This is a genomic window from bacterium, assembly GCA_012517375.1.
In the GTDB taxonomy this organism is placed as follows: domain Bacteria; phylum Hydrothermota; class Tepidihabitantia; order B3-TA06; family B3-TA06; genus JAAYVC01.
Genome location: JAAYVC010000118.1, coordinates 1 through 24,718, shown reverse-complemented (window position 1 = coordinate 24,718; position 24,718 = coordinate 1). Strand labels below are relative to the sequence as shown.

The 24,718-nt window shown below is 48.5% G+C and carries 21 protein-coding genes and 2 tRNA genes; 13 read left to right on the top strand and 10 right to left on the bottom strand.

The annotated features are described in order from the left end of the window. Positions 1 to 762: hypothetical protein (locus GX441_12420; protein ID NLI99441.1), on the bottom strand; the 762-nt coding region annotated here is incomplete at its 3' end. 169 nt (positions 763 to 931) lie between these two features. Between GX441_12420 and GX441_12415 the strand changes: the two genes are divergently transcribed. The 6 genes from GX441_12415 (at position 932) to GX441_12390 (ending at position 6,965) form a co-directional block, all read left to right on the top strand. Then, positions 932 to 1,005, top strand: a tRNA-Val gene (locus GX441_12415). 143 nt (positions 1,006 to 1,148) lie between these two features. Beyond that, on the top strand, positions 1,149 to 1,433 hold the full coding sequence (locus GX441_12410) for a co-chaperone GroES (GenBank protein NLI99440.1): 285 nt from the start codon (positions 1,149 to 1,151) through the stop codon (positions 1,431 to 1,433). 9 nt (positions 1,434 to 1,442) lie between these two features. Then, positions 1,443 to 3,077, top strand: coding sequence for a chaperonin GroEL (gene groL, locus GX441_12405; protein NLI99439.1), 1,635 nt, complete (start codon positions 1,443 to 1,445; stop codon positions 3,075 to 3,077). 145 nt (positions 3,078 to 3,222) lie between these two features. Beyond that, positions 3,223 to 4,101 (top strand): hypothetical protein, encoded by an 879-nt coding sequence (locus GX441_12400; protein NLI99438.1) that lies wholly within the window; start codon positions 3,223 to 3,225, stop codon positions 4,099 to 4,101. Between the two features lie 142 nt (positions 4,102 to 4,243). After that, positions 4,244 to 4,696: a hypothetical protein gene (locus tag GX441_12395; GenBank protein NLI99437.1), complete on the top strand. Its 453-nt coding sequence runs from the start codon at positions 4,244 to 4,246 to the stop codon at positions 4,694 to 4,696. Between the two features lie 151 nt (positions 4,697 to 4,847). Beyond that, entirely contained in the window at positions 4,848 to 6,965 is a 2,118-nt protein-coding gene (locus GX441_12390) for a sodium-translocating pyrophosphatase (GenBank protein NLI99436.1), read from the top strand. Positions 6,966 to 7,443: 478 nt separating this feature from the next. On the opposite strand, the gene GX441_12385 is transcribed toward GX441_12390, so the two are convergent. Next, a complete protein-coding gene (locus GX441_12385) occupies positions 7,444 to 8,898 on the bottom strand; it encodes an OmpA family protein (protein NLI99435.1) in 1,455 nt (484 codons plus the stop codon). A gap of 204 nt (positions 8,899 to 9,102) precedes the next feature. Here GX441_12385 and GX441_12380 point away from each other — a divergent pair, with 204 nt between their 5' ends. From GX441_12380 to GX441_12365, 4 genes are read left to right on the top strand one after another with little or no spacing between them, the layout of a single operon-like run. After that, positions 9,103 to 10,200, top strand: a complete 1,098-nt coding sequence (locus GX441_12380; GenBank protein ID NLI99434.1) for a hypothetical protein — start codon at positions 9,103 to 9,105, stop codon at positions 10,198 to 10,200. Then, the gene (locus GX441_12375) at positions 10,163 to 10,996 is read left to right on the top strand and encodes a hypothetical protein (GenBank protein ID NLI99433.1); all 834 of its coding nucleotides are present in this window, start codon (positions 10,163 to 10,165) and stop codon (positions 10,994 to 10,996) included. Before GX441_12380 ends, GX441_12375 begins: the two co-directional genes overlap by 38 nt. Positions 10,997 to 11,009: 13 nt before the next feature. Further along, positions 11,010 to 11,981: a tetratricopeptide repeat protein gene (locus GX441_12370; GenBank protein ID NLI99432.1), complete on the top strand. Its 972-nt coding sequence runs from the start codon at positions 11,010 to 11,012 to the stop codon at positions 11,979 to 11,981. Then, positions 11,978 to 12,799: a response regulator gene (locus tag GX441_12365; GenBank protein ID NLI99431.1), complete on the top strand. Its 822-nt coding sequence runs from the start codon at positions 11,978 to 11,980 to the stop codon at positions 12,797 to 12,799. The genes GX441_12370 and GX441_12365 overlap by 4 nt, the downstream gene beginning before the upstream one ends. Before the next feature lie 12 nt (positions 12,800 to 12,811). Here GX441_12365 and GX441_12360 read toward each other — a convergent pair whose 3' ends face one another. From GX441_12360 to GX441_12340, 5 genes are all read right to left on the bottom strand, one after another. After that, positions 12,812 to 13,654: a PQQ-binding-like beta-propeller repeat protein gene (locus GX441_12360; GenBank protein ID NLI99430.1), complete on the bottom strand. Its 843-nt coding sequence runs from the start codon at positions 13,652 to 13,654 to the stop codon at positions 12,812 to 12,814. 225 nt (positions 13,655 to 13,879) lie between these two features. Beyond that, positions 13,880 to 14,209 carry a PQQ-like beta-propeller repeat protein gene (locus tag GX441_12355; GenBank protein NLI99429.1) on the bottom strand — a complete coding sequence of 110 codons (330 nt, stop codon included), beginning with the start codon at positions 14,207 to 14,209 and terminating at the stop codon, positions 13,880 to 13,882. Between the two features lie 128 nt (positions 14,210 to 14,337). Continuing rightward, positions 14,338 to 15,411, bottom strand: coding sequence for a redoxin family protein (locus tag GX441_12350; GenBank protein ID NLI99428.1), 1,074 nt, complete (start codon positions 15,409 to 15,411; stop codon positions 14,338 to 14,340). After that, positions 15,411 to 15,983, bottom strand: a complete 573-nt coding sequence (locus GX441_12345) for a nitroreductase (protein NLI99427.1) — start codon at positions 15,981 to 15,983, stop codon at positions 15,411 to 15,413. Before GX441_12345 ends, GX441_12350 begins: the two co-directional genes overlap by 1 nt. 40 nt (positions 15,984 to 16,023) lie before the next feature. Next, the gene (locus GX441_12340) at positions 16,024 to 16,497 is read right to left on the bottom strand and encodes a peroxiredoxin (GenBank protein NLI99426.1); all 474 of its coding nucleotides are present in this window, start codon (positions 16,495 to 16,497) and stop codon (positions 16,024 to 16,026) included. A 134-nt stretch (positions 16,498 to 16,631) separates the two neighbouring features. On the opposite strand from GX441_12340, the gene GX441_12335 reads away from it, so the two are divergent. After that, complete coding sequence (locus GX441_12335) at positions 16,632 to 17,903, top strand: coproporphyrinogen III oxidase family protein (GenBank protein ID NLI99425.1); 1,272 nt, start codon at positions 16,632 to 16,634, stop codon at positions 17,901 to 17,903. A 344-nt stretch (positions 17,904 to 18,247) separates the two neighbouring features. On the opposite strand, the gene GX441_12330 is transcribed toward GX441_12335, so the two are convergent. Further along, a tRNA-Leu gene (locus GX441_12330) sits at positions 18,248 to 18,331 on the bottom strand. Between the two features lie 339 nt (positions 18,332 to 18,670). Between GX441_12330 and GX441_12325 the strand changes: the two genes are divergently transcribed. After that, positions 18,671 to 19,639, top strand: coding sequence for a hypothetical protein (locus GX441_12325; GenBank protein NLI99424.1), 969 nt, complete (start codon positions 18,671 to 18,673; stop codon positions 19,637 to 19,639). A 104-nt stretch (positions 19,640 to 19,743) separates the two neighbouring features. On the opposite strand, the gene GX441_12320 is transcribed toward GX441_12325, so the two are convergent. Next, complete coding sequence (locus tag GX441_12320; GenBank protein NLI99423.1) at positions 19,744 to 20,328, bottom strand: hypothetical protein; 585 nt, start codon at positions 20,326 to 20,328, stop codon at positions 19,744 to 19,746. A 10-nt stretch (positions 20,329 to 20,338) separates the two neighbouring features. Next, positions 20,339 to 22,921 (bottom strand): S8 family serine peptidase, encoded by a 2,583-nt coding sequence (locus tag GX441_12315; protein ID NLI99422.1) that lies wholly within the window; start codon positions 22,919 to 22,921, stop codon positions 20,339 to 20,341. Between the two features lie 337 nt (positions 22,922 to 23,258). On the opposite strand from GX441_12315, the gene GX441_12310 reads away from it, so the two are divergent. Next, positions 23,259 to 24,718: T9SS type A sorting domain-containing protein (locus GX441_12310; GenBank protein ID NLI99421.1), on the top strand; the 1,460-nt coding region annotated here is incomplete at its 3' end.

Below are 24,718 nucleotides of genomic sequence, written 5' to 3'. Positions count from 1 at the left end.
GGGCTTGTACAAGAGGAATGCGCCATCGCTCTGGCGAGTAAGGAAGATGTAATAGGCCTCTACGGATTTCTGCTCGCCTAGAGTATGTTCAACCCATGCCCTGTAGCAGAATAGATTATCCTTGGGCAGGTCGTACATGGTTTCGGGTTTCATTCTCAAGACGCGAAGCCTCTCGTCGTCCTTTTTCCAATTCTTCAATTCCGCAATCTTAGGCCGTGCAGCAAAAGCGGCTTCGCCACCGTAGAGATTGGGGTAACCCTGACCCATTGGTGAAAGAAGCTTGTATGCAATCTCGAAGTTGCCTGTATCTAATGCGTTATAAAACCTGAGTATTGTACCGTGCGCTTCTTCCGATCCGGGAATGACGTATACGGGTATGGTTGCCGCATCAGTCTTGCCTGCCTGTTCTATCGCCATTGTGTACGCTCTTATCCGCGCTTCCTGGGGCGCTTTATCCTCGGGAACCGCGATAACCATCATTATCTCCGCTGTATCCGGGAGCTTGGATGAGAGGGTAACGCCCCTGCGGGCTATCATCGACGCATCGTTGCCCTGGAGGTCAAGCTGGACAAAACCCTGCTTGGTTGCGGCTCGTCCCGTAATTAGGACCCATGAGAAGGTATCTCCGTCCGCGGGAGTGTAAAGCTCGACCATCTCGCCGTCAACGACTATCTTTCTGGAATCCTTCTTCTGATCTTTCGGGCATGCAGCCAGGGCAATCAGAAGAGTAAAGGGGAGGAGGGGATAAATAATTCGTTTCATGCCGCAGTCTACGCACAGGCCTGCAACATGTCAAGCAGGTAAATTACCTACGAAAATACATCGAAACTTTTAGGTACAGGCAAGTTACGGAATAGAACTATTTCCGTGAACGCTAAAATAGTAGCCTTGACGTAGCCTTTTCTTTAACTATAATTCAAAAACGTGTCTTGGGCGGATAGCTCAGATGGCTAGAGCGCCTGCCTTACAAGCAGGAGGTCGTAGGTTCGAATCCTGCTCTGCCCATGCCGCAGGTTTCGCATTTCGGAAGCCTATCATTAACTCACAAAAATAAAAGTGCGCAGGGACTTATGTGAATTTATGTCCTCTGCGGGGTAAAAATATTTATTAAATAAACATCCATTGCAACTGCAAAGGAGGATTGAACGATGAAGATAAAGCCGCTTCAGGATAGAATCCTCGTCGAGCGCGTAGAAGAGGAAGAGATGGTCGGCGGGATAATAATCCCCGACACTGCAAAGGAAAAGCCCCAGAAGGGCACCGTCATCGCTGTTGGTCCGGGCCGGAAGGACGAGAACGGCAAGCTTATACCCTTAGAACTCAAGAAGGGCGACACCGTTCTTTTCAACAAGTATGCCGGAACTGAGATCAAGGTAGAAGGCAAGGAATATCTTCTCATGAGAGAAGACGATGTAATGGCGCTTGTGGACTAAGGAGGAAGAATGCCATCAAAAGAGATTAGATTTGACGAAGACGCGCGCCGGTCGATACTGCGCGGCGCCACCATCCTTTCCGACGCCGTTAAGGTCACTCTAGGTCCTCGCGGCCGCAACGTTGTGTTTGAAAAAAAGTTCGGCGCACCGACCATTACAAAGGACGGGGTAACCGTTGCAAAAGAGATAGAACTCGAGGATAAGTTCGAGAACCTGGGCGCACAGATGGTCAAGGAAGTCGCATCAAAGACTTCCGACGTCGCAGGCGACGGCACAACCACGGCGACCCTCCTTGCGGAGCATATCTATCGCGAGGGTCTGAAGAACGTAACGGCAGGCGCCAATGCCATGGCCTTAAAGCGCGGCATCGACATCGCTGTAGAGGCTGTAGTCGGCGAACTCAAGAAGATGTCGAAGAAGCCCGAGGGCCGCACCGAGATAGCCCATGTCGCATCCATTTCTGCAAACAACGATCGCAAGATAGGCGAACTGATAGCGGACGCCATGGACAAGGTCGGCAAGGACGGCGTCATTACCGTAGAAGAAGCAAAATCGATGGAGACCGATCTGGAACTAGTTGAGGGCATGCAGTTCGATCGCGGATATCTCTCCAACTATTTCGTCACCGATACCGAACACATGACCGCCGAACTCGAAAACGCATACGTCTTCCTCTATGAAAAGAAAGTCTCAAACGCCCGCGAGATGCTTCCCTTGCTCGAAAAAACCGCCCAGACAGGACGTCCCCTTCTTATTATCGCCGAGGATATAGAGGGCGAGGCTCTTGCCACACTTGCCGTGAACAAGCTTCGCGGAACCATCTCCGTTTGCGCCGTGAAAGCCCCCGGTTACGGCGAGCGCCGCCGCGCCATGCTTGAGGATATAGCCGTTCTCACCGCAGGAAGGCTTATCTCCGAGGATCTCGGGATAAAGCTCGAAAACGTACAGCTTTCCGATCTCGGAACCGCAAAGCGCATAAGCGTAGATAAAGAAAACACGACCATCCGTCAGGGCGCAGGCAAGCGAGAAGACATCAAGTCCCGCATCGAGCAGATAAAGCATCAAATCGACGAAACTAAGTCCGACTATGACCGCGAGAAGCTTCAGGAACGTCTAGCAAAACTGGCAGGCGGAGTCGCAGTAATCAACGTCGGCGCCGCAACCGAAGTCGAGATGAAGGAAAAGAAGGCCCGCATGGAGGATGCTCTCCACGCGACACGCGCGGCCGTTGAGGAAGGCGTCGTTCCCGGCGGCGGAGTTGCACTGATGCGCGCGTCAAGGGTTCTCGACAAAGTCCGCGACAAGGCAAAGGGCGACGAAAAGACGGGCATCGACATCATCAAGAAGGTCATTGAGATGCCCCTTCGCCAGCTCGTTACCAATGCCGGTCTAGATGGTTCTATTGTCGTCGAGAAGGTCAGGGCTGCCGAAGACGTCCATTTCGGCTTCAACGTCGAGAAGCTCGAATACGAGGACCTTATGAAAGCGGGCGTCATTGACCCGACAAAGGTCGTGCGTTCGGCGCTCCAGAATGCCGCATCCATTGCAGGACTTCTGGTGACGACCGAGTGCGCGATTGTCGAGAAGCCCGAGAAGAAGGAGCCAATGCCACCCATGCCGGGCGGCGGATACGGCGACTATTAAGAATGTCAAAAGGGCTCGTCCCTTAGACGTATAAGAGACCTTAAAGGCCGGGTCGAAAGATCCGGCCTTCTTTAGGAACAATTCTTGACAAACGGTTGCACAGGCGCATAATCCTTGCGGTTCTTTTTAACTAAGGAGGATAGGAATGAGCCGTACATCTTTTTTCCTTATAATAATGATCACGCTGGCGGGAATTGCAGCCTGCACGCCCAACCAGCCGCCATCAACTCCTGTAATTGAAGCGTCCGATACCACTGTTAAGGCCGGTTCCGAGGTATTCCTGATAGCGGATTCGGATGACCCGGACGCAGACCCTTTATACTGGAAATGGCATGCAGAGTCCGGTACGTTCAACATCGATGACGCGTACACAACGGTTTGGACCGCGCCTCTAGTCGACGATACATCGCATGTAACCGTGAATGCCGAGGCCTCAGATAATCATGGAAACAAGGCTTCGAGCGATATCGTGCTAACCGTTTACCCGAGAAGCGCTTCTTCCGGTGTGGAGGTCATCGTGGGAGAGAAAGCGGTCGAGGACAGCGCTTTGTTTGACGGAGCTTCCTACGGTAGCTACAGGTGGCAGGGATTGTACTACGGTTCCGAGATCATGAAATCCGGTGTGATAGAAAAGATTGCATTTATGCCTTCGATGAGCGCGAATGCAGTTTTCAACAACCTCATGATCTACATGATTGAGGTCGAGCGTGAGGAGCTCGAGGCGAACTTTCAAAAGAACTACGAAGGAGGGGGGCCGGAACTAGTATTCTTTTCATCATCCATTGATTATCCCGCATCAACGGATTCATGGTTTGGTTTCGATCTTTCCTCATCATTTGATTACGATTCGACAAAGAATCTGCTGGTTGAGATATCGTGGCTTACAGGCAACGGTTCGGCGGTAAGAAACTGGGGTTTCGGAACCGTGTCTAAATACCGCAGTACAGGCAGTCAGTTCGAGGACGCCCTGGACGGGCTAAAAAAGGAGACGGTTCCTTACCTAAGGCTTTCATTTGAGAACTAGTCTTTTTAGAGCTTGACAAAGGATGTTTTTGGATTAAATTATTAGTAGATGGGTGAGTGTGCTTTGTTTGACCTAGTGGTTTCCCCTTAAAGCAGCTCATCCACGTTTGGTAGAATAAAGATAAGGAAAAGTAGGAGGCGTAATGCGTACATCAAGACTTTTCCTGATAACAGGAGTGTCCGTTGTATTTCTGTTCGGGCTCGCGTGCGGCGGCAAAGGTTTTTCGGTCGTCGAATCTCCAAAGGACTCAAAAGTTGTTTCTGTCGAGAACCAAAAGCTGGTTCTTACCTATCACTTCACGGATCCAATAAAAGAAAGCTCGGTGATCCTTAACTCCACTCTATTCGTCAAAACAAACATCTCAGATTCAATCCAGGGCAGCATCAGCTTTCCCGATAGACAGACTCTTAAATTCACGTCCGCTCAGCCTGTAGATAGCATCTTTCCAAACGGAGAAGGAGAAGTAATAGTGAGAATGGTTGGTTCTTCTCCCTTTAAGCTCTGGATAACGGATATAAACGATAATCCAATAGACGGTAACCGCGACGGTGATTACGGAGGCGATTACAGGGCAGCTTACGCTTTCAGGATTTAATAATTTCCGCGGAGGGCAGATAAAAGAAAGGGAAAGCGCCGGATGTAATTTTGGCCGGCGCTTTTTTTTGTTGACTTTACCCTAAGTTTAAGTAAACTTGAATCTTAAAGCATGTAAACTTTCTGCAATTCCGGACTTGGAGGCTGATAGCATGGAACTTTTGTTTTTGAGCGCCCCAATAGGGGCGGCAATTGCTTTGGGATTTGCTGGGATTCTTGTTTTGGGAATTGTGAGACGAAAAGAGGGATCGCCCGTAATGGTTGGTATTGCCCAAGCCGTGCGTCAGGGTGCAGCCGCATACATCAAGCGTCAGTATGCGGTGGTTTCGATTTTCTTTGGAGCGGTTTTCGTTATTCTATTTCTTTTGGCTTTTTTATTTAACCTTCTGCCCAAGCCTGTGCCTTTCGCATTTCTTACAGGAGGTTTTTTCTCGGCTCTTTCAGGATTCCTGGGCTTGAAAGTGGCAACGGCTTCTTCGGCTCGAACGGCAAATGCCGCCCAGGAGAATCTGAACTCCGGTCTGCGCGTGGCTTTCAGTTCGGGCATGTTCATGGGCCTTATGGTCGTCGGACTCGCACTCCTTGATATTTCCATCTGGTACCTTATCCTGAACAAGCTCTATGCGTTTAAACCCATAGAAGACAGGCTTCCGATTATCACTTCCACGATGATTAACTTCGGAATGGGTGCTAGTTTTCAGGCTCTTTTCGCACGCGTCGGGGGCGGCATATTCACTAAAGCCGCCGACGTGGGCGCAGACCTCGTAGGCAAGGTCGAAGCCGGCATACCTGAAGACGACCCGCGAAATCCAGCCGTGATAGCGGATAACGTAGGCGATAACGTCGGCGACGTGGCAGGAATGGGCGCCGACCTTTACGAAAGCTACGCCGATTCCATAATCGCTACAATGGCTCTTGCGACCGCGGCTACGGCAGGCATTGCCGGCTCACTCAAGGCGGATATGAGCATACGCATGGTGCTTCTGCCTATCGTCATCTCAGTGGTTGGGCTCCTGTCCTCGATTATAAGCTACTTCTTTGTGCGCTCGGGCGACAAAGCTGAGCAAAAAGTTTTGCTCTGGGCGCTGCGAAGAGGGGTCTGGGGCGCATCAATCATTACGGCGGTCGCCTCATTCTTTGTTTGTAGATTCGTTTTGGGAAAGGCGGGCGACGGCATTTATTTCGCTATTCTATGCGGGCTTGTTGCGGGCGTTGTTGTGGGTTTTCTGACCGAGTATTTCACGTCGGACAGTTATAAACCGACACGGGGCATAGCAAAAGCGGCTGAGACAGGCCCTGCAACCGTGATCATAGAGGGACTCTCCGTAGGAATGCTTTCTACTACGCTTCCTATAGTTGTTGTAGCGGCTGCCGTTCTCGGAGCGTTCTACTTCTCAGGCGGTGCAGCCGATTTCAACAGGGGATTATATGGTGTGAGTATAGCGGCTGTTGGCATGCTCGCAACACTCGGTATCACTCTTGCAACCGACTCATACGGTCCAGTCGCGGATAACGCAGGGGGAAACGCACAGATGTCCGGGCTTCCTCCGCTCGTCAGAGAACGGACGGACGCGTTGGACTCACTCGGAAACACGACCGCTGCAACCGGCAAGGGCTTTGCAATCGGCTCTGCCGCATTGACCGCTCTCGCACTTGTCGTAGCATACAGGGATGAGATTGCCATAAAAGGGGCTACGCTTGACCTTTCGTTAACGAATCCAAGGCTGCTCGTCGGAATATTCATAGGCGCAATGCTTGTTTTTCTAATCTGCGCTTTGATAATGAGAGCGATAGGACGCGCCGCTCAGTCTATTGTCAAGGATGTCCGCCAGCAGTTCGCAACCGTCAAGGGTCTTATGGAAGGCACTGCAAAACCTGATTACGCAAGAACGGTCCGCACTTGCACTTCGGCTGCTCAAAAGGAGATGATAGTTCCTGCGATATCAGCCATAGTGGCGCCTATCGCAGTTGGCATAATACTTGGTCTTGAGGGAGCGACAGGTCTCCTAGTAGGCGCGATTACTACAGGATTCGCGATGGCAATCTTTATGGCGAACTCGGGCGGAGCCTGGGATAATGCAAAGAAACACATCGAATCCGGAAAACACGGCGGAAAAGGATCCGTAGCACACAAAGCCGGGGTCGTCGGCGATACGGTTGGAGACCCTTTCAAGGACGCGGCAGGGCCTGCCCTCAATATCCTTATCAAACTCATGTCGATGGTCTCCATTGTGTTCCTAGGCGTTGTACTAAGCCTTAAGCTGTTCTAATCCGAGACCGATACACGACTTCGTTGAATTATCCGCCTGACGCCGCATCAGAGTTATTAAGAACTAGATAGCACCATCATAGAGCAGCTTCGTGAGTATTCCCGGACAAGTATATCCATTATGCAATCGACAATTATCTTTTAAGATAATACGCAAGCCTTGAGTCGATTTGCGATTTACAGTCAAGTTAAAAAAAAAGGGAACTTATTTAGGTTCAGGCAACCTGGCATGCTTATTGCTAGTCTAAGTGTAGGTAAGGAGAAAATAATGGAACTGAAATTGAACACTAAAGAGAAGGAAGTTCTGAAGAGAGAGTTAATAGAGAAGCTCGAGGCGGCAATAAGGGCTGCTCAGAATGCAGGCGCCGCACAAGCTTATTAGAGAATTTACTTTCAATGCCTCCTCAAAAAATAGGGCGGCTTCCTTGAGAGGAAACCGCCCTTTCTATTGTTACGAGCAAGAAACTCCTAGTCTAATCCTACTTGAATATCGATATTTCCGTGCGTCGGTTTCTCGCGCGTTCTTCCGGGACTGCATTATCGCCTATGGGCTTCGTGTCGCCCATCCCCCTGGCGGTTATGCTGGAAGGGGCAATGTTTTCGACTTCAATCAAATAGCGTCTTATATTCTCAGCTCGCACCGCGGTTAGCGCTTTCGGATCCCTGAACGTATCCTTCATCTCGTCAGGAATAGGGGTATTATCGGTGTGAACTTCAACTAGAATCCTTTTGCCTGGATAATTCGCAAGGAATGCAGCTACTGTGGAAAGCGTCTTATAACCCTGAGGGAATGGTATATCCGCCGTCATTGAATCGAACGCGAGGGCTGGTTCGAAAAGAGTTAATCTGATAAGGCTGTCCGTTTCGGATATCTCGATGCCCTTCAAGCGGCTTATGGCGTCGAGTTTCTCCTTGCGGAGACGCTCGATATCCTTTTTTTCCTTTTCAAGAGTTGAGCGCTCGTTCTTTATAAGCTCAAGCTCTGAACGCAGCTTGTCGCGCTCGCGGGCAAGGGCCTCCTCCCTGAGCCGTCTTGCACGCTCGGTCTGCTCCGCAAGGATGCTGTCCTTCTCAGCCTTGCGTGCATCGCCAAATAGAACCGCAAGAGAAAGCTGATGAAGCGCTCCGGAATTCGCATCCATACCGTAATTCAGAACCAGACCATAGTGGAGTTCAAAATCGGTTTTTTCGAGCCGGCGGGTTCTTAGTGTCAAACCAAGAGTGGGAGAAAAGCCGGACACTGTGTCGGAGCCATATCTAAAGCCTGCCCTTATACCTAGGCAATCCTTCAAAAACCAGGGCTCGACTCCCGCATGTATTTTTACGTTTTCTCTTGCTTCAACATTACCTGCCAGAATCAAGGAAGAGACAAAAGAGGTTGGTTTCATGTGGTGCTTCCATGACGCGCCGAAGTTTGATACAGGGTAGCCGGAAAAATCAACAGGGGTCTCAATAAAAGATAGTCCGAGATTCACTCCCTTAAGGTTAACGAGCGAGACCCCCAATGTGAAAAAAGCGTTAGATGCAAAACGCCCGCTTGCACCGGAAACCTCTTCCGATGTATCCTTTACGTTGCCGTGAGCGCCAATCCCGGCTCCGATGTTTAGAAATCTTCCTATGGGTACCGCAAGAAAGAAACGCGCATCGGAATCGACTATTCTGCGAACAGTTGAGTCTTCGAAATTCCTGTAAAAGAAATTTCCGCCAACGGTTCCCAATCCTTTAACCGGCTGCGCATAAGTTGAGCTCCAGAAAACATTTCCCGACGTCAAAGCTCCGGATAGTGCTATTTCTGATCTTGTCCACCGTGCCGGCAGGCTTGGATTAATAAAAGATGAAAAAACGTCATCTGAGAGTGAAGTCTGGGCGCCGCCCAAACCAAGCGTTCGGGCTGAAAAAGAAACATCCTCGTAAGAAAACAAAAACGAAGTCATATAAAATAGAAGAAAAATACTTTTCATGAGTCCAATCCTCCAGTAAAAACTTAACTAGTTCAAGGATATCCAGCGTACGGAAAAAGTCAAACAATTAGATTTGACAGCATTTTAGCATCGCCAGCAATATCAAACTACTTGACAAAGCTCAAAGACTGCCTAGAATCATTCTTGATAAGAAAAGAGAAAAAACAGGAGGAGGACATGATTTTATCATCAGAGATTCCTGTTTTTAAAAGGATGAGAGGAATGATTAGGCATGCAGGAGCAAGCTTGAAAAATATTGTATTCGTAATTCTTTTTGTATTCGCCGTACCTGTCAGCGGGTTTACTATAGTTCCTTCCGGGCATTTGGCTACATCGGTCAAGTTTAACCAGTCTTACTTCGATTTCAGCAGGTACAATCTGCATGCTTCAGGTCTCATCGAGTTGGCTCCTAACGTTCATGCGGAGGTCGGGCTTGATTACCAGCCCTCGGAACCATTGGCTCCTATTGCTTGGATTGATTATTCCTTCCTGAATGCTTTCCGCATCGAGGCGGGCCGGTTTCCAATACCTTTCGGGGCATTTAACGAGCTTCTCAATCCTTCGACCAACAATCTTGTCAGCACACCTGAGATCTGCACTGACGCCGTACCTACGCCATGGCTGGACTGGGGAGCCCGATTGCAGTGGATGCAGACAATCAGCAAAAATGAGACCTTCAGCGCCTCTTTCTATATATGCAACGGACTTGGATACGGCACGGACCTGAGGACAAGCAGGCAGATGACCGATAACAATAATTCGAATGCGGTTGGCGCACGCATCACGCTTGTTTCGTCAAAAGCGGGGGAGTTCGGCGCTTCGGGATATTTCGGGGCCCGAGATAATGCCGACAGCCTGAGCTTGGGTCTATTCGGCCTCGATGCCTTTACAAAGCTGTGGCTCATTGAGCTTCGGAGCGAATACGTTGCAGGACTTTTGAGTTTCCCGAAAGGCGCTTTTGACGCCATAGTCGTCGGCGTCGATCATCTTGCAGATCAGCAAGGGGATGGCTATCAAAGCTGGACTTGCGGGGCTTATCTTGAGGCCGCTTTCAAGGTATCCGATTTCATTGTGCCTGCGATTCGCGCCGACATACTTGGCTATGAGGATTTGAACTCCAAAACATACATTTCAAGGCAAAGACTTTCCGTGGGTACGGCTTGCTATCCTGTTGATCCCTTGGTTTTGAAGTTTGAATTCGGCATCGTCAATGATAAAAACGAACAAGGAATAAAACTTGAGCCGCTCAATCTCCAGCTCGGGGTCAGTTTTTAAAGCGCTACTTCTTGCTTTTCCGGTTTTTTTTGGTGCAGGAGCCGAGGCGTCTCTTCGCGTAAAGGTCGAGGATTTTACCATAAAAGGCACTCCGGGTATAATAATATCGCCGAGCGACCTTACGAAGCTTTTGTGGAGAACGATAGGGTTCCAGAAACCATACGAACTCAATATCGGACAGGATGAGATGCCTCTGGATTCCTTTGGACTCAGGGTCTCTGGTGATTGCGAGATTATCGGCGAAAATTATTTCAAGCTTGACTGGAAAGTTGAACGAATAGACAGGCAGTTCGGGAAAACATTCGCTTACGAAGGAGAAGACCTGAAGACTGTCAGGAATGCGTTGTTCGGCTCGATAGATTCAATGATTGCTCCGCTCTCCATAATCACCGATCCGGATTCCTCCGGGATAATCGTAGACGGAAGCTACATGGGGGAGAGCCCTCTCTCCCTTGAGGCATTTCCGCTTGGCTGGCACGCAATAAAGGCAAAAAGTCCAATCGGGTTGGAAGTTGGAGATTCATTTTGTTTGACATCGGATACTACCTTCTTTCGATACGTCCTGGTGGAAGAGGACACATTTCAGTTCGCCTTCGTACACTTGGTTATACCACCTTTATGCGAATTGTATCTGGATGGCGTTCGGAAAAGCCCTTTAAACGGATCAATTTACCGGTTTGATCCGGGCGAAGTAAAGTTTAATCTTGTCAGCCCGCAGTACGGTACGCGCGAGATAAAGCTGAATCTTATCCCAGGCGATACGGTTGAAATCGGATTCTTCAACCACAAGCAATAGGATAACACTTGAAATGACTCATTCAAGACTGCGACTTATCATTATTCCACTGCTCGTCTATGCTTCATTGCTTTTTGCCGACGCTCTTGACGACGCAAATGAGTACTTCCTTACAGGCCAGTACCAGAAGGCTATTCCTGCATACGAGCAGGCGCTCAAGACTTCATCGGATAAGGCAGAGATATACTATAATCTAGCCGTGTGTAACGAAAAGCTTGGAAATCTTGAACGCGCCCTGAACTACTATGAGAGCGCAGGTTCCACAAGGGATGCTGCAGCGCAAGCGGCACGCCTGAGCGCGGAGATAAAAAAGAGAAAGATATCCAGACTGAAGGGTGAAGCTCAAAGCGCATTCGATGCAATGAACTACGGCGTTGCCCGCTCGAAGGCGGATGAGATAATCAAGCTTGACCCTGAAAATCAATGGGCGCAAGGATTGATAGAATCCATCACATCTCAAAACCTTTCCCCGGAAATAGATACATCAACAACGGTCCTGACGCCTGAAACGACCTCGAAAACCGTCGATTCCCGTCCGGAAGTCGGAACCCTTAGCACCAGCAAGACGGAACCCGCGAGCCCCTTGTTAATAATTCTTGCATCTTTGGCCGTAATCGTCCTGGTCTTAGGGGCGTTCTTTCTGGGCAGGGCATTAAAGCGGGACACCGCCGAACGCATAATTTCTTCAATGGTGAAACTTGTTCCTGCGGGCATGCTGTCTTTAAAATTAAAAAAGGATCTGATTTTGCTTTTTTTTGAGGAAGGCAAAGTAATCAAGGCGGTTGTAGAGGGTGAAAACGGCGAGACTGCCGAAGGGAGGAAGGCGGTAGAGATGATTTTAAGAAGAAGGATCACGTATCTCGACAAGGGTTACGGACCATGGAACGATTTCGCTAATCTTGTTGTGGAACTCTATCGTCGCGCCGAGAATGGAGGTTTGAATCGCACTGAAAAGAACGACAAAGACAGGAAATCGATGACGTGATTTACAAAAAAATCCTGCTTCTATACAAGGACCGTCAGTCACTTGCGAGATTGAGCCGAACGCTTGAGAACGTTGGGCATAAAGTCTTTGACGTTGACGATACAAGTAAGGCTATCGAACTTCTTCGTGAAGAATCGGCTGAGATGGTCATCGCAAGCGACGAGTTTAGGAATCCGGATGTTTTCGAACTTTGTCAATTGATCAAGGAAGATGATAATCTGCTCCACAGGAGTACGAAATTCCTGGTAATCTCCAGCAAGGAAACCCCACAGGCAAAAAAGAAGGCGAATGAAGCAAAGGTTGATGAATTAATACCTGAACCCTTCACCCTTCCTATCCTTGTGGATAGAATCAATTCGCTTCTTTCTGATGAGAACCATCAGGCTCCCGGGACTGAGCTTTCAGGGTCTATTGCCCAGACAGGTCTCGTCGATATCTTGCAGTTGATAGAATTCAGCGCAAAAAACGGCGTGCTGACAGTATCAAGCGGTATGAGAAGGGGAACAATGACATTTGCGATGGGGCAGCTGATAAAGGCAAGGGTAGGAAAGATCCACGACGAAGCTGCAGTATACGAGATGCTTTCTTGGAAGGAAGGAGACTTTTTTTTCCAGGCGCTTGATATGCCGGAGAATGAAGCCGATACAGGGGTAACGCCGCTTGCGTCCGTCTCCTCCCTTGTGCTTGAATGGGCGCGCTTCAAAGATGAAGGAAAAGGAAAACCAACCTCGGCTCCGCAGGAGTACGGAGCAAAGGAGCCTGCATTAAATCTCCTTTTCAGTATGGCTTCCTGGCTTGACTACCTGAGGGAAAAGTAGGTTCTCTCTAAGTTATCTGACCACAACAACCTTCGAGGATATGGCCGCGTCTTCTGATTCGAGCCTTACAAGATAAACCCCTGCGGGGAAACGCTCGGGAAAGAAGATTTCACCAGATCTTACGGCCAGCTTCTCCGATATCCGTCGGCCGGATATGTCAAAGATTTTCAAAACTGCGTATTGCGCCTCGGGAATGTCACAGACAATCCGGATGTGGTCTGAGACGACACTTGCGCTTACTTTAAGCGGGTTTTGTGCCACCCTATTGTTTCCCTCTATTCCGACACCTCCACTGACACAGCCCGAATTAAAGTTATCGTGGTTATATTTCGGCCATGGAGATGACGCAAGCCCTTTGGAAGAACATGTAATTGCATAGAGATAGCCGTCGTAATCATCAATATATAAGGTTCCATCTGAAGAGATCACGGGACAACAGTCTACATAGCCGCTTGTATTATATTCCCAACGTATGGTTCCATCAAGACTTACAGCATAAAGACCTCGAAAGTGCGAACACACATAGATAACTCCATCTGCACCGACAGTAGGCTGATAAATCCACCCCAATGATCCCGCAATATTGTCGGTTTTCCACTTAACGGCAAAATCGGGATTAGAAGGAATCGAATCAATTATTAATGCGTAGAGATATGAATCGGATGGACAGTATAGAATACCGCTTTCTCCAATTGAAGGACTTCCGATTTTGTACAAATAATATTCCCACTTGATGGTACTATCGGGGTTTATTGCATAAAGGGTGTAACCAAAGCTGGCGTAGATAGTTCCATCTGTATCGATTATAGGAGACTCGTAAGATTCCTCATTAAATTCGTAACGCCATTTTATCAATCCATTATCATGAAAAGCGTAAAGATTATTCCCTTGAGATAAGTAGATTGTGCCGTCTAAAGCAATAGCTGGGGTAGAGGAAATTATACCGTCGGTTTTATACTTCCACTTAGATGATCCATTGGGGTTAATTGCGTAAAAACAACTATCCGAAGACCCTACATAGACAGTACCATCTGTCCCTATCGAAGGATTAGCCCAGATATAGTTGTCGGTTCTGAATCGTCATTTCTCGCTCCCGGTTTGATCGATGGCGAATAGATATCCTGTCCATTTTTCGTCGTATACTGCTCCGGCGACGTAAATGATACCAGTGGTACTAAGACATGGAGAAGTCTGGCTTGAGCCAGCAAAACACTTCCATTTCAACGAACCGTCGAGGTTTAAAGCATAAAGATAGTAATCATTAGCGCCAAAATATATAGTTCCATCCATTCCTATTACCGGTGAGGATGCTGGCCAGTTATAGCCTGTCTTGTACTTCCACTTAAGAATACCTTCTTCGGCGGCAGTAACAAAGGTTGTAATGAACAATACGAGTAACAACGACCTCATTCTTTCCTCCTTCAATTCTTGGTTTTTTAGGTCATTCTTAATATTTATTATAATATTAAGAAATGGTTCGTCAACCTCAAATTTTTTTTCTAGGGTTTCCGTGAAGTCCTCCTCGGAATTATGAGACTTTACTTACACGCGCCGAAGGTGAAGGCGTAAATCCCGAAGCCATCAGATGCAGATGAGAGTTCGAGCGTATGCGCACCGTACTCAACATTCGAGACAATGCGGTACATACGCGGCTCAACAATCTCAATATAACTCTCACCCTTATCCGTGAACTTGAGGTCATAACCCCCATCCTCGGGCTTAACCCATTTGCCGTCTTGTTTGACATAGACTCTATAATCTCTCCCTCTCTCAGGCTTGATGACCGCATTTACCTCTGTCGCGTGAAAGCGGATGGCTATGTAATCCTCAGGCTGTTCTGTCACGCGGGAATGAATCATCGCCTCCGGTTCGTTGCGCCATGCGCCTCGGGCGTATACGTAGCCGTCAACGAGTGAATCCGGAGCCTTATAATCCACTATCCTGCCCGGTTTGTACCCCTCGCGGTTACCTAGCCTGCCGCGTTCGTATCCAAGGTAAAGCTCAGGGGTCATTGGAAAGCAAACTCCACCCGTAATGCCTCCACTTGAATTATTCTCAGACGTATCCTTTGCGATTGACGCAAGCTCGATATCAGGATTTATTTGTTTCAGAAGCTCCTGGATTTTTCGTTCGGTTTCTTCATACCCTCCTTCACCGGCGTGATCGTAGCGGATGTAGCCGTTTTTGTCGATAAGATATTTGCGCGGCCAGTAGGAGTTCGCGTACGATGACCATATTTCGTAATCGTTATCCATCACTACAGGATATTTAATCCCGAATCTACGCACCGCCTCTTCGACATTCGCTCGCTCCCTTGCGAAAGCGAACTCGGGAGTATGGACGCCGATGATGACCAATCCCTTGTCCTTGTACCTTTCGTAGCAAGCCTCAATATAGGGCAGAGTCCGTATGCAGTTCACGCAGGTATAATCCCATATATCAACAAGGACAACCTTGCCGCCAAGTTCCTTCATAAAAAGAGGTGCAGAGTTAATCCAATACTGTTCATCTCTGACGCGGATTTCAGGTGCTCTGATGCCGTTCATTCCGCCTCCCGTCATACAAGATAGTGCTATAAGAATCGAGACCGCGAAAAGAAGTTTTCTTCTCATTATCCATTGCCGTCCTCAATAAATCTGTTGCGGAACACGAACTTCTCCAAGGGCAGACGCTCGGGTCTTTCTACCTCCCTCTCAGCCTGTTCATTTGAGAGAAGTTCGTTTATCACGGGCGATTTCTTTCCCACGTTGACGAGCGTGATCACGTCCCACTCGTCCGGAATGCCAAGAATCGCCCTCGTTTTTTTTGGACTGAAGCCTGCTATAGGGTGAGCGACAAGACCAAGTTCGGTGGCGCGCAGCATCAAAAGACCTATCGCCATACCGGTATCGAAGGCGTAGTAGAACTCCCGGTTGGGCATAACGCAGTCGAGTTCCTTCTTGGATAAGACTACGATAATCATGGACGCACGGTGTATCCATTCGTTGCCTTTAGAGAGGGCATCGCGCATCTTGAGTAGAACGTCGGGTTCGTACGCGAACACGAAACGCCACGGCTGATTGTTGTTGCATGAAGGTGCAAGTTGAGCCGCTTTCGCCAGTTCAACGATAATTTCTTCAGAAATCTCCACCGGCTGAAGCGAACGATAAGCCCTGCGCGCTTCTATTGCTTCTTTGACGTGCATTATCAAATCCTCCTTCGCATAAAGAGATGCAAGAAAGACGCTAACGTGTTGACTGCAATTCTTTCAATTTAGCCATGACTTCTTTGGCATGACCGTCGGGTTTTACCTTTGGCCAGTGGAACGCTATCTTTCCTTCAGGATCGATGATCACGGTCGAACGCTCTATACCCATAAAGACCTTGCCGTACATCTTTTTTTCACCCCAAGCCGAGTAGCGCTCGAGTACCTTGTGCTCGGGGTCTGAAAGAAGCCTGACTCCCAGGTCAAACTTTACCATGAACTTCTGGTGGCTGTCGCACGAGTCCGCGCTTATTCCAACAACCTCTGAGTTGAGGCTTCTGAAATCCTTAATATGTTCCGTGAATTGAAGCGCTTCAGTGGTGCATCCCGGTGTATCATCCTTAGGGTAGAAATAAAGGACTACCCATTTTCCTTTCATGTCCGAAAGATTTACCTTGTTCTTTTCAGCATCTTCGAGTGTAAACTCGAATGCCTTTTCTCCTATCTTAATCATTTACTTCTCCTCGGTTTAAATTTCCTATATATATTATAGGAATTTGAAGTCGATTGTCAAGTTACCATGAATCATCTCTGTCGATTTAAATGAATGATTCTTTACAAAAGCCTCATTATAAGTATTATTTCTTTGTGTGTGCAAATTTAACTTCAATCGTTCGAAAGTACTTCAGCGGTCCTGGTTCGGACTATCGATTTGTTCCAGCCAGGAGCATCACCCTCCCTCCAATTGATAAAACAGATTTGTACATTCACATACCGTTTTGTAAGAATATGTGTCCTTATTGTCCTTACAATAAGGTGGAATACGATAAAGCACTTGCCTCAAGATATAAGGATGCTCTTTTAAGGGAGATAGAATTCTACAGGGAAAGGCTCGGCAGGATTGAAATAACTTCCGTTTATGTTGGAGGCGGCACACCCACGAATCTAATAGACGAACTTTTCGAGATTGTATCTAGTTTGAGAAAAAACTTCGAAATAACGGGCGAGCTTGCCATTGAGACTACGCCATCAGATATAAGCGAAGAGGTAGTCAAGAAATTATCTCGATGGGGGTTCGGTCTCGTAAGTTTGGGGGTTCAGAGCTTTAACGAGAAATACCTTGAACTGATTGGGAGGAATTATGCGTCAGAAACCTTAGATTCAGCAATCCGGAAGACCCTTAAGGCAGGTTTCAAGACCGTTAATATTGACCTTATGTTTGCTCTTCCCGGACAGACTGTTGAGGAGATGCTTGCCGATATAAAGAAGGCGGTTGACCACGGAGTTGATCAGATAACCCTTTATCCCTTGTTTACCTTTCCCTATTCAAGAACGGGGCATTATCTCCATCTAAAAAAAGTCAGGATGCCTAATCTCCAACTCCGTCGCGTGATGTACAAATCGATGCATGATTACCTCGAAGCATCCGGGTTTGAGAGGGTATCTGTATGGGGATTCAGGCGGGGCGATCCGCCAAGATACTCTTCAGTAACCAGGAATAAGTATATAGGTCTTGGAGCAGGCGCTGCATCTTACCTGCCGGGTGTATTCTATTTTAACACTTTCCCTCCGGAAGCCTACATAGAATCGTGTCTTGACGGAAAGTTGCCAGTGTCCCTTAAAATGGATGTCTCTGAATCCATGGAAAGATTCTATTGGCTTTATTGGAGGTTTTACGATACGTATATCCCAAAGTCTCAGTTAAATATAAAAATTTCAAAGGACCTCAGAAAAATCCGCACTCCTCTTGAAATCGCCCGGATACTCGGAATATGGACGCAGGACAAACATACAATATCGTTGACAGAGAGGGGTTCTTTCTGGCTCCATCTGGCTCAGAACTACTTCATACTAAATTACATAGATAAGGTTTGGTCAGAATCAATCAAACAACCCTGGCCAAAAGAGATTAAAATTTAAGAAGCCCGCTTTAAGCGGGCTTCTTAATCTTCGCTAGCAGGAGGCTCTGGGATTAATCCAGTTTAACTGCGGATATAATAATGCCTTGTGCCGGTCTGGAAACGCTTCTTTCGAAATGGATTCTTTTACCTTTCATTTTTTTCTCCTTGTATCGAAAATATCAAAAAACCAGTTTTATCGGCTGGCTTTGTGGTTTTTTCTTCTGAAATTTTCATACATAAATTATAGGAATTTAAAGATGAATGTCAAGTTAAACCCTTTCAGAATATAACAAAATTCGCCGGTCAATCTTAGCGGTAAATTGAAATCCCCGGGATATCTATTATACCCCGGGGATTTACCTATGCCGGAAGGGGGAGTTGAACCCCCATGGGGTTGCCCCCACTAGCTCCTGAAGCTAGCGCGTCTGCCAGTTCCGCCATCCCGGCTTTCAATCTAAGGCAATGGCTCTTCTTGTTGTGGCGACTCTGTCACCACCGCTCGCCGCGTCTTACTTTCGGCTCGCGACCGCCATGCCGGCTATTGCAGTATCAACGGAAATGTCGGCACTCGTTCAAGTGCTCAGTGCTTTCACTAATGACCGCCATTTCTGCCATTACTCCAAATTATCGTGGTGGCGGCGTCTAGTTTCACTTGCCGTCCGCCATGCCGGCTGCATCTAAATCTGCAGTAACTCAAACGAAGTCTATTTATAAGCGACGTAAAGTCAAGGAAGATGTCGAGCTTTTGAGGCTTGCGCATTCATCAAGGATGATTAAAATAATATCATGTTCAGGGCATACTCAAGAAAGCTGGACTATCGCGTCTTCTCCGGTATAGATAGATGGCTTGCAGGTCGAGGATACAAAACCGACGCTCGTGCGCTTGATTCTTTCATCAACCTCTCCAGAATGCAAACCGCAAGTACTTTTTTCTATACGGGTATTTCGAACAAGGTCAGCATAGATAAAATCAACCATTATCCATCCAATTATTCTTTCAGCTTTCCCTCGCCAGCTCCTTCAGGTAAAAAGGAGAACGACACCGTTTTCGGCGACTTCTTTCCCAGATTCTCCCTTAAGGCGCCTTCGGTAGTCATATTCTCCGGTTGGCTGGAGACAGAAACCGACTACTCGCGATTGGCTCACAAGATGGGTCTTGCGGGAAGAAATTTCTGGGCAATGGATTTGCCTTATCATGCAAGACGCACGCCTCAAGGAACAAAATCGGGCGAGCTTTCCATCACAGGCGACATTGTAAGAACGCTCAATATGATAAGACAGGCTGTTATAGATGCAAGGGTGCTCGTTAAAACCATTAAGGAACTCGGGTCGGACGATATAGCCGTTATAGGTTTCAGTCTCGGTGCATGGGTTGGCTCACTTCTTGCCTTGTGCGAGCCTTCAATTGCCCGTCTTATTCTAGCCACGCCTATTGTAAGACCGGACAGGCTCTTAGTCAGTTCACCGCTTTTTAACTCACTCAGGAATGGTGTTGCTGAGGAACAATCACTATCCCTTTTTGAGGATCTGGGGCATCTTTTTATTCCCTATAAATCCCAGCCCGTTATCGATAGAAAAAAAGTTCATCTTCTCGGCTCGATTGACGATCCATTGGCTCCGCCAGGAGATGTGGATGAACTGGCCTCATCCTGGGAGTGCGAAAAAAGAATTCTTCCAGGCGGTCACATTACATTCTACATTACGCCAAGATTCTGGAAGAGCATCTTTCAGACGCTATCCCCCAACCATTCGTAGATATTCTTTTAAATCAGAGTTGTTTCAAAGGCTGACTTAGTGTCGGCCTTTGAAGGTTAACGTTCGTATTTTGTAGAAACAGCCAATTCTGCGACAGAGATTTATTATCCTCCGTAGGAACTTATAAGCTCCTCAATCTTTGCCAGTATGGCCGCCTGTCCTTCGGATGTCAAGGGATCGGCCGAGAACGAAGGTTCAATCTCCTGTACTTCGCTTAAAGCTTCCTCAAAGTCACCCAGAGCGGCCGCCGATTTCGCTTTTGCCAGGCGGATATCCTCTATCGAAACGCTTGAAAGATGAGAAAAGACGTAGGCTGAATTTTCGTCTATGACCCTGTCGGCGTAGCTTATTGCGTCATTATGCGAACCCAGCTCGGTCGCGGCAAGCGTGGCGCCTGCGCTTGCGTCGGTAAGGCTGAAATCGTAGGCAAGAGCGCTCTCAAAGTTGGATAGAGAAGTTGCCAGATCATCATTCAATAAATAGCACCAGCCGAGTCCGTTGTATGCATCGGCGTATGTCATATCCCAGAGGGTAGCGTCATTGAAATAATACTCGGCTGAATCGAGATCGCCCGCCTCGAAGTGAGTCCATCCCTGATTGGTTGAGTCAACGGCCCATTCAGAGCATCCGAACAGGAGGAGGGCAAAAAGAGTTACGCTAAACAAAACGGTGAATTTATTTTTTTTCATTAACATCCTCCTATCGTACCGAGACAATCTTTATGGTTTTGCATGCTGAAGGTGTCTGGAGCCGGGCGAAATAAACCCCCTGGTTGACAAGACGACCTTTATCGTCCATGCCGTTCCATGTGAGAGAAAACTCGCCTCTGCCTGAAATACCTTCATAGAGAGCGCATACCTTGCGGCCTGTGGCGTCGAAAATAGCCAGGGAAACCGGCATGACCTCGTTAACGGAGAATTTAAGTTTCTTTTCGGTAGGCGATTCTAGAACTAAGGAGAGCGCTTCCGGCAGTGCAGGCGTTTTTGTCGCCGGGTCGGTTACAAGCATGAATACGCCAAGCCTCTTGATGTCCGCTACTACCTCGGATTGTTTTCTGTCGATAAAGCAAGGGACTCTTGTCCAGGTTTCGTTTTCGTAGCGCATAATGGACAGGCTTGAGACCTCAGCCTCTGAAAGGTTGTATCCGGAATATGAGAAAGAAACGGTTGCAGGAATGTCCTGCGAAGGTCCTGCCCTGTAAGCGTCACCAAAGCTCTTAACGTCCTTAGGAGCGGGTATCGCGTACTGACTCGAGAGAGCGCCTTGTTCTGTTTTTTCAGGGATAAGTGTAAAGAAGGTTTTGGTCCCAACAGCAGCTTCAGGAATCTCTAATCTCACTCTTGAATCAGGGGAGAAGAGGGTTCCGCCTTGGGAGGCGATGCTCGAAACGGTAAATACCCTGGAGTCGCTCTGCCCGTCTGCAGTTACATCTATTGTTGCTGTTCCGCTTTCGTAGAATGTGTAATCGCCGACATAGGCGTCAGAAGCTGAGACGGATTCCATGGTTACAGCTCTTTCGTCGGCATTTAAAGTAACAGTCACTTCGGGTGCATAAAGAAGAGGTCCTGTTGTTGGAACGACCCAGATATCTATGTACTGGGAGAGGAGGGGATTCTGAAGCACCGGTATTGCTATATCCGCTGCGCCGCCTGTTATAGTGATTGCAGAGCCCGATGACCATCCAGATTCCTTGCCGTTGGAATCCTTGGCCTTGGCTTTAACGTAGAATGTTCCACCCTTTGTGTATGAGTGCGATGACGATTGTGATACTCCGCTTGAAACGAATGATGTCCATGCCGATACGTTTCCGTCGCCCCAGTCGAATCTGTAGGCAACCTGGTCTCCATCCGGGTCTGTAGTCGACGCTGTAAAAGTAACGCTTTGGCCTGCCGAAGCCGAGGATGGACCGGTCGGCGCGGATGGTGTCTGAGGCGGATTGCCTGTTCCGCTGCCGTAGTCGAGCGCGGCTGAGGGGTCAATCATTCCCCAACCGTAGCGAGTATCGTAGCCTGATGATCCAAGGTCGCGCGCAGTCTGATATATGGCATCCTTGACGTTCTGGACTCCCGTTATCCCGTGGCTTAAGAGGAGCGCTGCAAGGCCTGCGACATGGGGTGTAGCCATTGAAGTTCCCTGATAGAACATGTATGCGAAACTATCCACCTTGGCGCCGCTGTTACCGTCTCCGCCGACAAGATATGTGCACTGAAGGACGCCGTCGGCTAGTTCATCTCCATTCAGGTCTACTGTGACGTCACCGCCAGGGGCCGAGATATCAAGACCAGGACCCCACTGGGAGTAGTAGGATAGAGAGTTGTTGTAGTCGAGCGCCGCAACGCAGATGCATTCATCGTAACCGCCAGGGTAGCTTACCTCACCTACGGCCTGGTTTCCAGCAGCAGCTACAACAACTACGCCTTTGTTTGATGCATACGTTATCGCCTGATGCTCAATTGACATCCCGGTTGAGTCGCCTGGGTCACCGCCAAGGCTCAGGTTTATTACGTCTGCTCCGTTGTCCGCTGCCCAGGTTATTCCGTCGGCTATCGCATCCGAGGGTCCGCTTCCTTTATAACTAAGAACCTGAACGGGCATAAGCTTGCAGTCCGGAGCCATGCCTGCAACGCCCTTGCCGTTGTTTGTGGCCTGCGCTACGGTGCCTGCAACATGAGTGCCGTGGCTGTACTGGTCGTTGGGATGGCTATCGTCGTGTATGAAGTCGTAGCCGGCAACAAACTGAGTAGATGTCAGGTCGGGCGCAATGTAGTAGTAGCCGTCTTCAGATGATACCTCGTACAGCTCGTAGGATGGAATAGCGTAATCCTCGAAAGCTATTCCAGTATCAACAATCGCGATGATGACGCTTGACGAGCCGCGCTCCTTATCCCATGCAGAAGGCATGTCGAGGTGGTTTGCATCGTAGTGCCACTGATACGAAAATAAGGGATCGTTAGGGGTCCAAAATACATAGTTGATAGCAACAGGTTCCGCAAAGAGAACGTCTGGCATTGATTCGTAGTATTCTAAATACTCCCCTGCATTCGAACCGTCGGGAATTGCAAGAGTCAAGGCGTTCAACTGGCTGATTCTTCGCACTTCCTTAACGTTTCTGGATGAAAGCAGCGGCATGGCATCGTCAAGATTGAAGCCTTGCCTGAAACATACGGTTATTCTGCCCTGAACGAATCGTTCCGGATTGTCAAGATCAACCCTTGACCAGTCCGTTTTTGCAGACGCAAGAAAGGGCAGGAATAAAAAAAAGTACAACAGTTTTCTGCTCAAGTTTCCTCCTGGGTTTTTTATTATTAAATTGAATCTTAATCCCCAAAAGGACTCTGTCAAGCATTATCAGGCTTGAAACCCCTTATCTAATATTCAACAAAACCTTATGAGTTTCCAAGGAATCAATTGTTTAAGCTTTGCATATTCTCGATTAACTCATTTATATTGACTAAATTAAAGATGGTTCTGCTGCATAGAGAATCCGAAACGGTTTGCAGAAGACCAAAAAAGAGAGTTACGAAAAAATCATCATTGACAATATAAAAAAAATGAATACCCTGCATTTTAAGCTGATGCAGCAAATGAGAGTTGTTCCGAGTAAACAAGGAGGAAAAACGTGAAAAAAGCCCTGCTATCATCCATAACAACCCTGCTCGTTTTTGCAGGCGGCGCTTTTGCCGTAAACCCGACGCTGGAATGGAAGATGGACGTTGCGGAGGAACTTCCCGTTATCACGAGAGGCGTTGATGCTCTGATCAGTCCGACTGCGGGCGCTGTTTTGAACATAGTAATCCGCAAACACAAAGACCCGGATTCCGTTTACTCGACATCGATATTAACTCATGCTGCGGATGACGGGGAGCTCTTAAGCAGCGATGTCAAGAACATCGGCGGAAAACACACCACTGCCAAGGGCGCATGCATAGGGCAAAACGGCGATATCATCACCGCAGGCTCCTGGTACAACGGAACGAATACCGTCTTCTGGACCGCAGGGTACCGGCCGCAGCCCCACGGCTGGCTCTGGGACATTGTTAACGAGACGAGCCAGATGGAGCAGGCAAGCAAGGTTGTCACGGACGAGTACGGAAGCATCTACGTTATAGGAAACACCTGGAGCGCGGAGACCGGCGCCGACATCGTCATTCACAAGTACGACTCCGACCGCAACCACGTGTGGAATACCACGATCATTGAGGAAGGCGACGATTACGCCTACGGTCTGGATGCCTTCAAAGTAGTTTCAACGAAAAGGCTTTATCTAGCACTGGAGAGAAGGAAGGCTGCGGACGACTGCCATACATTCATCTACGACCTTTCCTCGGAAACAGGAATACTGGATCCTGCGAGGACCCTTAAATTCGGATTGAGGCTCAACTTCGGAGAAGTTTACCCCTCTGGCGCGCGTTACGCGAAGAAGTCTTCTTATCAGGCCGCCGACGACCTCTTCTACATCGCGGGAACCCTGGACGATGGAGAGGACAAGGACTTCTGGCTAGCCTGCTGCGACTACGAGGGCAACTACATATGGGAGAAGACTTTCGACGGCGGCCACAACGACTGGGCGAACGCCATCGCCCTGGGTTTCGGCTACGTTTACGCGGCGGGGACTTCGAACAACGGAACCGACAACGACTGCCGGGTGATCCGCTACGATGAGGCAGGTAACGAGAGCTGGAATATAACATACGGCGCGGCAGGAGACCAGGGACTCAGCGCGATCTGCCTCGATCCTGCGGGAAACTTCTACGTAACAGGCTACACAGGCGATGTCGAGGCGGACTCATTACAGGAGTTGGTCATAAAGTACAGCCAACCAGACGTTACAGGTATCGAAGAGCAGCCCTCCTCGCCCCCCTCAGTGACGCTTGAAATCATCGGCGACTTCACATCTGCTCCCACTATCCTCTACTCGATTCCCCGGGGACAGCATGAAATATTGACCTTCTATGCCGTCGACGGCCGCAAGATTGAGTCTTTTGCACTCGACGAAACCGGGTCCGATTTCTCATGGAATGCATCGACGCTTCCCTCAGGCGTGTACTTTGCCAGATTATCTTGCGGGGGCAATACCGT

Bases quoted from the DNA above. Each gene is read 5' to 3' on its own strand.
- GX441_12345 (NLI99427.1), bottom strand. From the start codon at position 15,983: ATGCACGTCAAAGAAGCAATAGAAGCGCGCAGGGCTTATCGTTCGCTT.
- GX441_12325 (NLI99424.1), top strand. From the start codon at position 18,671: ATGTTCAGGGCATACTCAAGAAAGCTGGACTATCGCGTCTTCTCCGGT.
- GX441_12390 (NLI99436.1), top strand. From the start codon at position 4,848: ATGGAACTTTTGTTTTTGAGCGCCCCAATAGGGGCGGCAATTGCTTTG.
- groL (NLI99439.1), top strand. From the start codon at position 1,443: ATGCCATCAAAAGAGATTAGATTTGACGAAGACGCGCGCCGGTCGATA.
- GX441_12370 (NLI99432.1), top strand. From the start codon at position 11,010: ATGACTCATTCAAGACTGCGACTTATCATTATTCCACTGCTCGTCTAT.
- GX441_12385 (NLI99435.1), bottom strand. From the start codon at position 8,898: ATGACTTCGTTTTTGTTTTCTTACGAGGATGTTTCTTTTTCAGCCCGA.
- GX441_12320 (NLI99423.1), bottom strand. From the start codon at position 20,328: ATGAAAAAAAATAAATTCACCGTTTTGTTTAGCGTAACTCTTTTTGCC.
- GX441_12380 (NLI99434.1), top strand. From the start codon at position 9,103: ATGATTTTATCATCAGAGATTCCTGTTTTTAAAAGGATGAGAGGAATG.
- GX441_12410 (NLI99440.1), top strand. From the start codon at position 1,149: ATGAAGATAAAGCCGCTTCAGGATAGAATCCTCGTCGAGCGCGTAGAA.
- GX441_12355 (NLI99429.1), bottom strand. From the start codon at position 14,209: ATGAGGTCGTTGTTACTCGTATTGTTCATTACAACCTTTGTTACTGCC.
- GX441_12400 (NLI99438.1), top strand. From the start codon at position 3,223: ATGAGCCGTACATCTTTTTTCCTTATAATAATGATCACGCTGGCGGGA.
- GX441_12395 (NLI99437.1), top strand. From the start codon at position 4,244: ATGCGTACATCAAGACTTTTCCTGATAACAGGAGTGTCCGTTGTATTT.
- GX441_12350 (NLI99428.1), bottom strand. From the start codon at position 15,411: ATGAGAAGAAAACTTCTTTTCGCGGTCTCGATTCTTATAGCACTATCT.
- GX441_12340 (NLI99426.1), bottom strand. From the start codon at position 16,497: ATGATTAAGATAGGAGAAAAGGCATTCGAGTTTACACTCGAAGATGCT.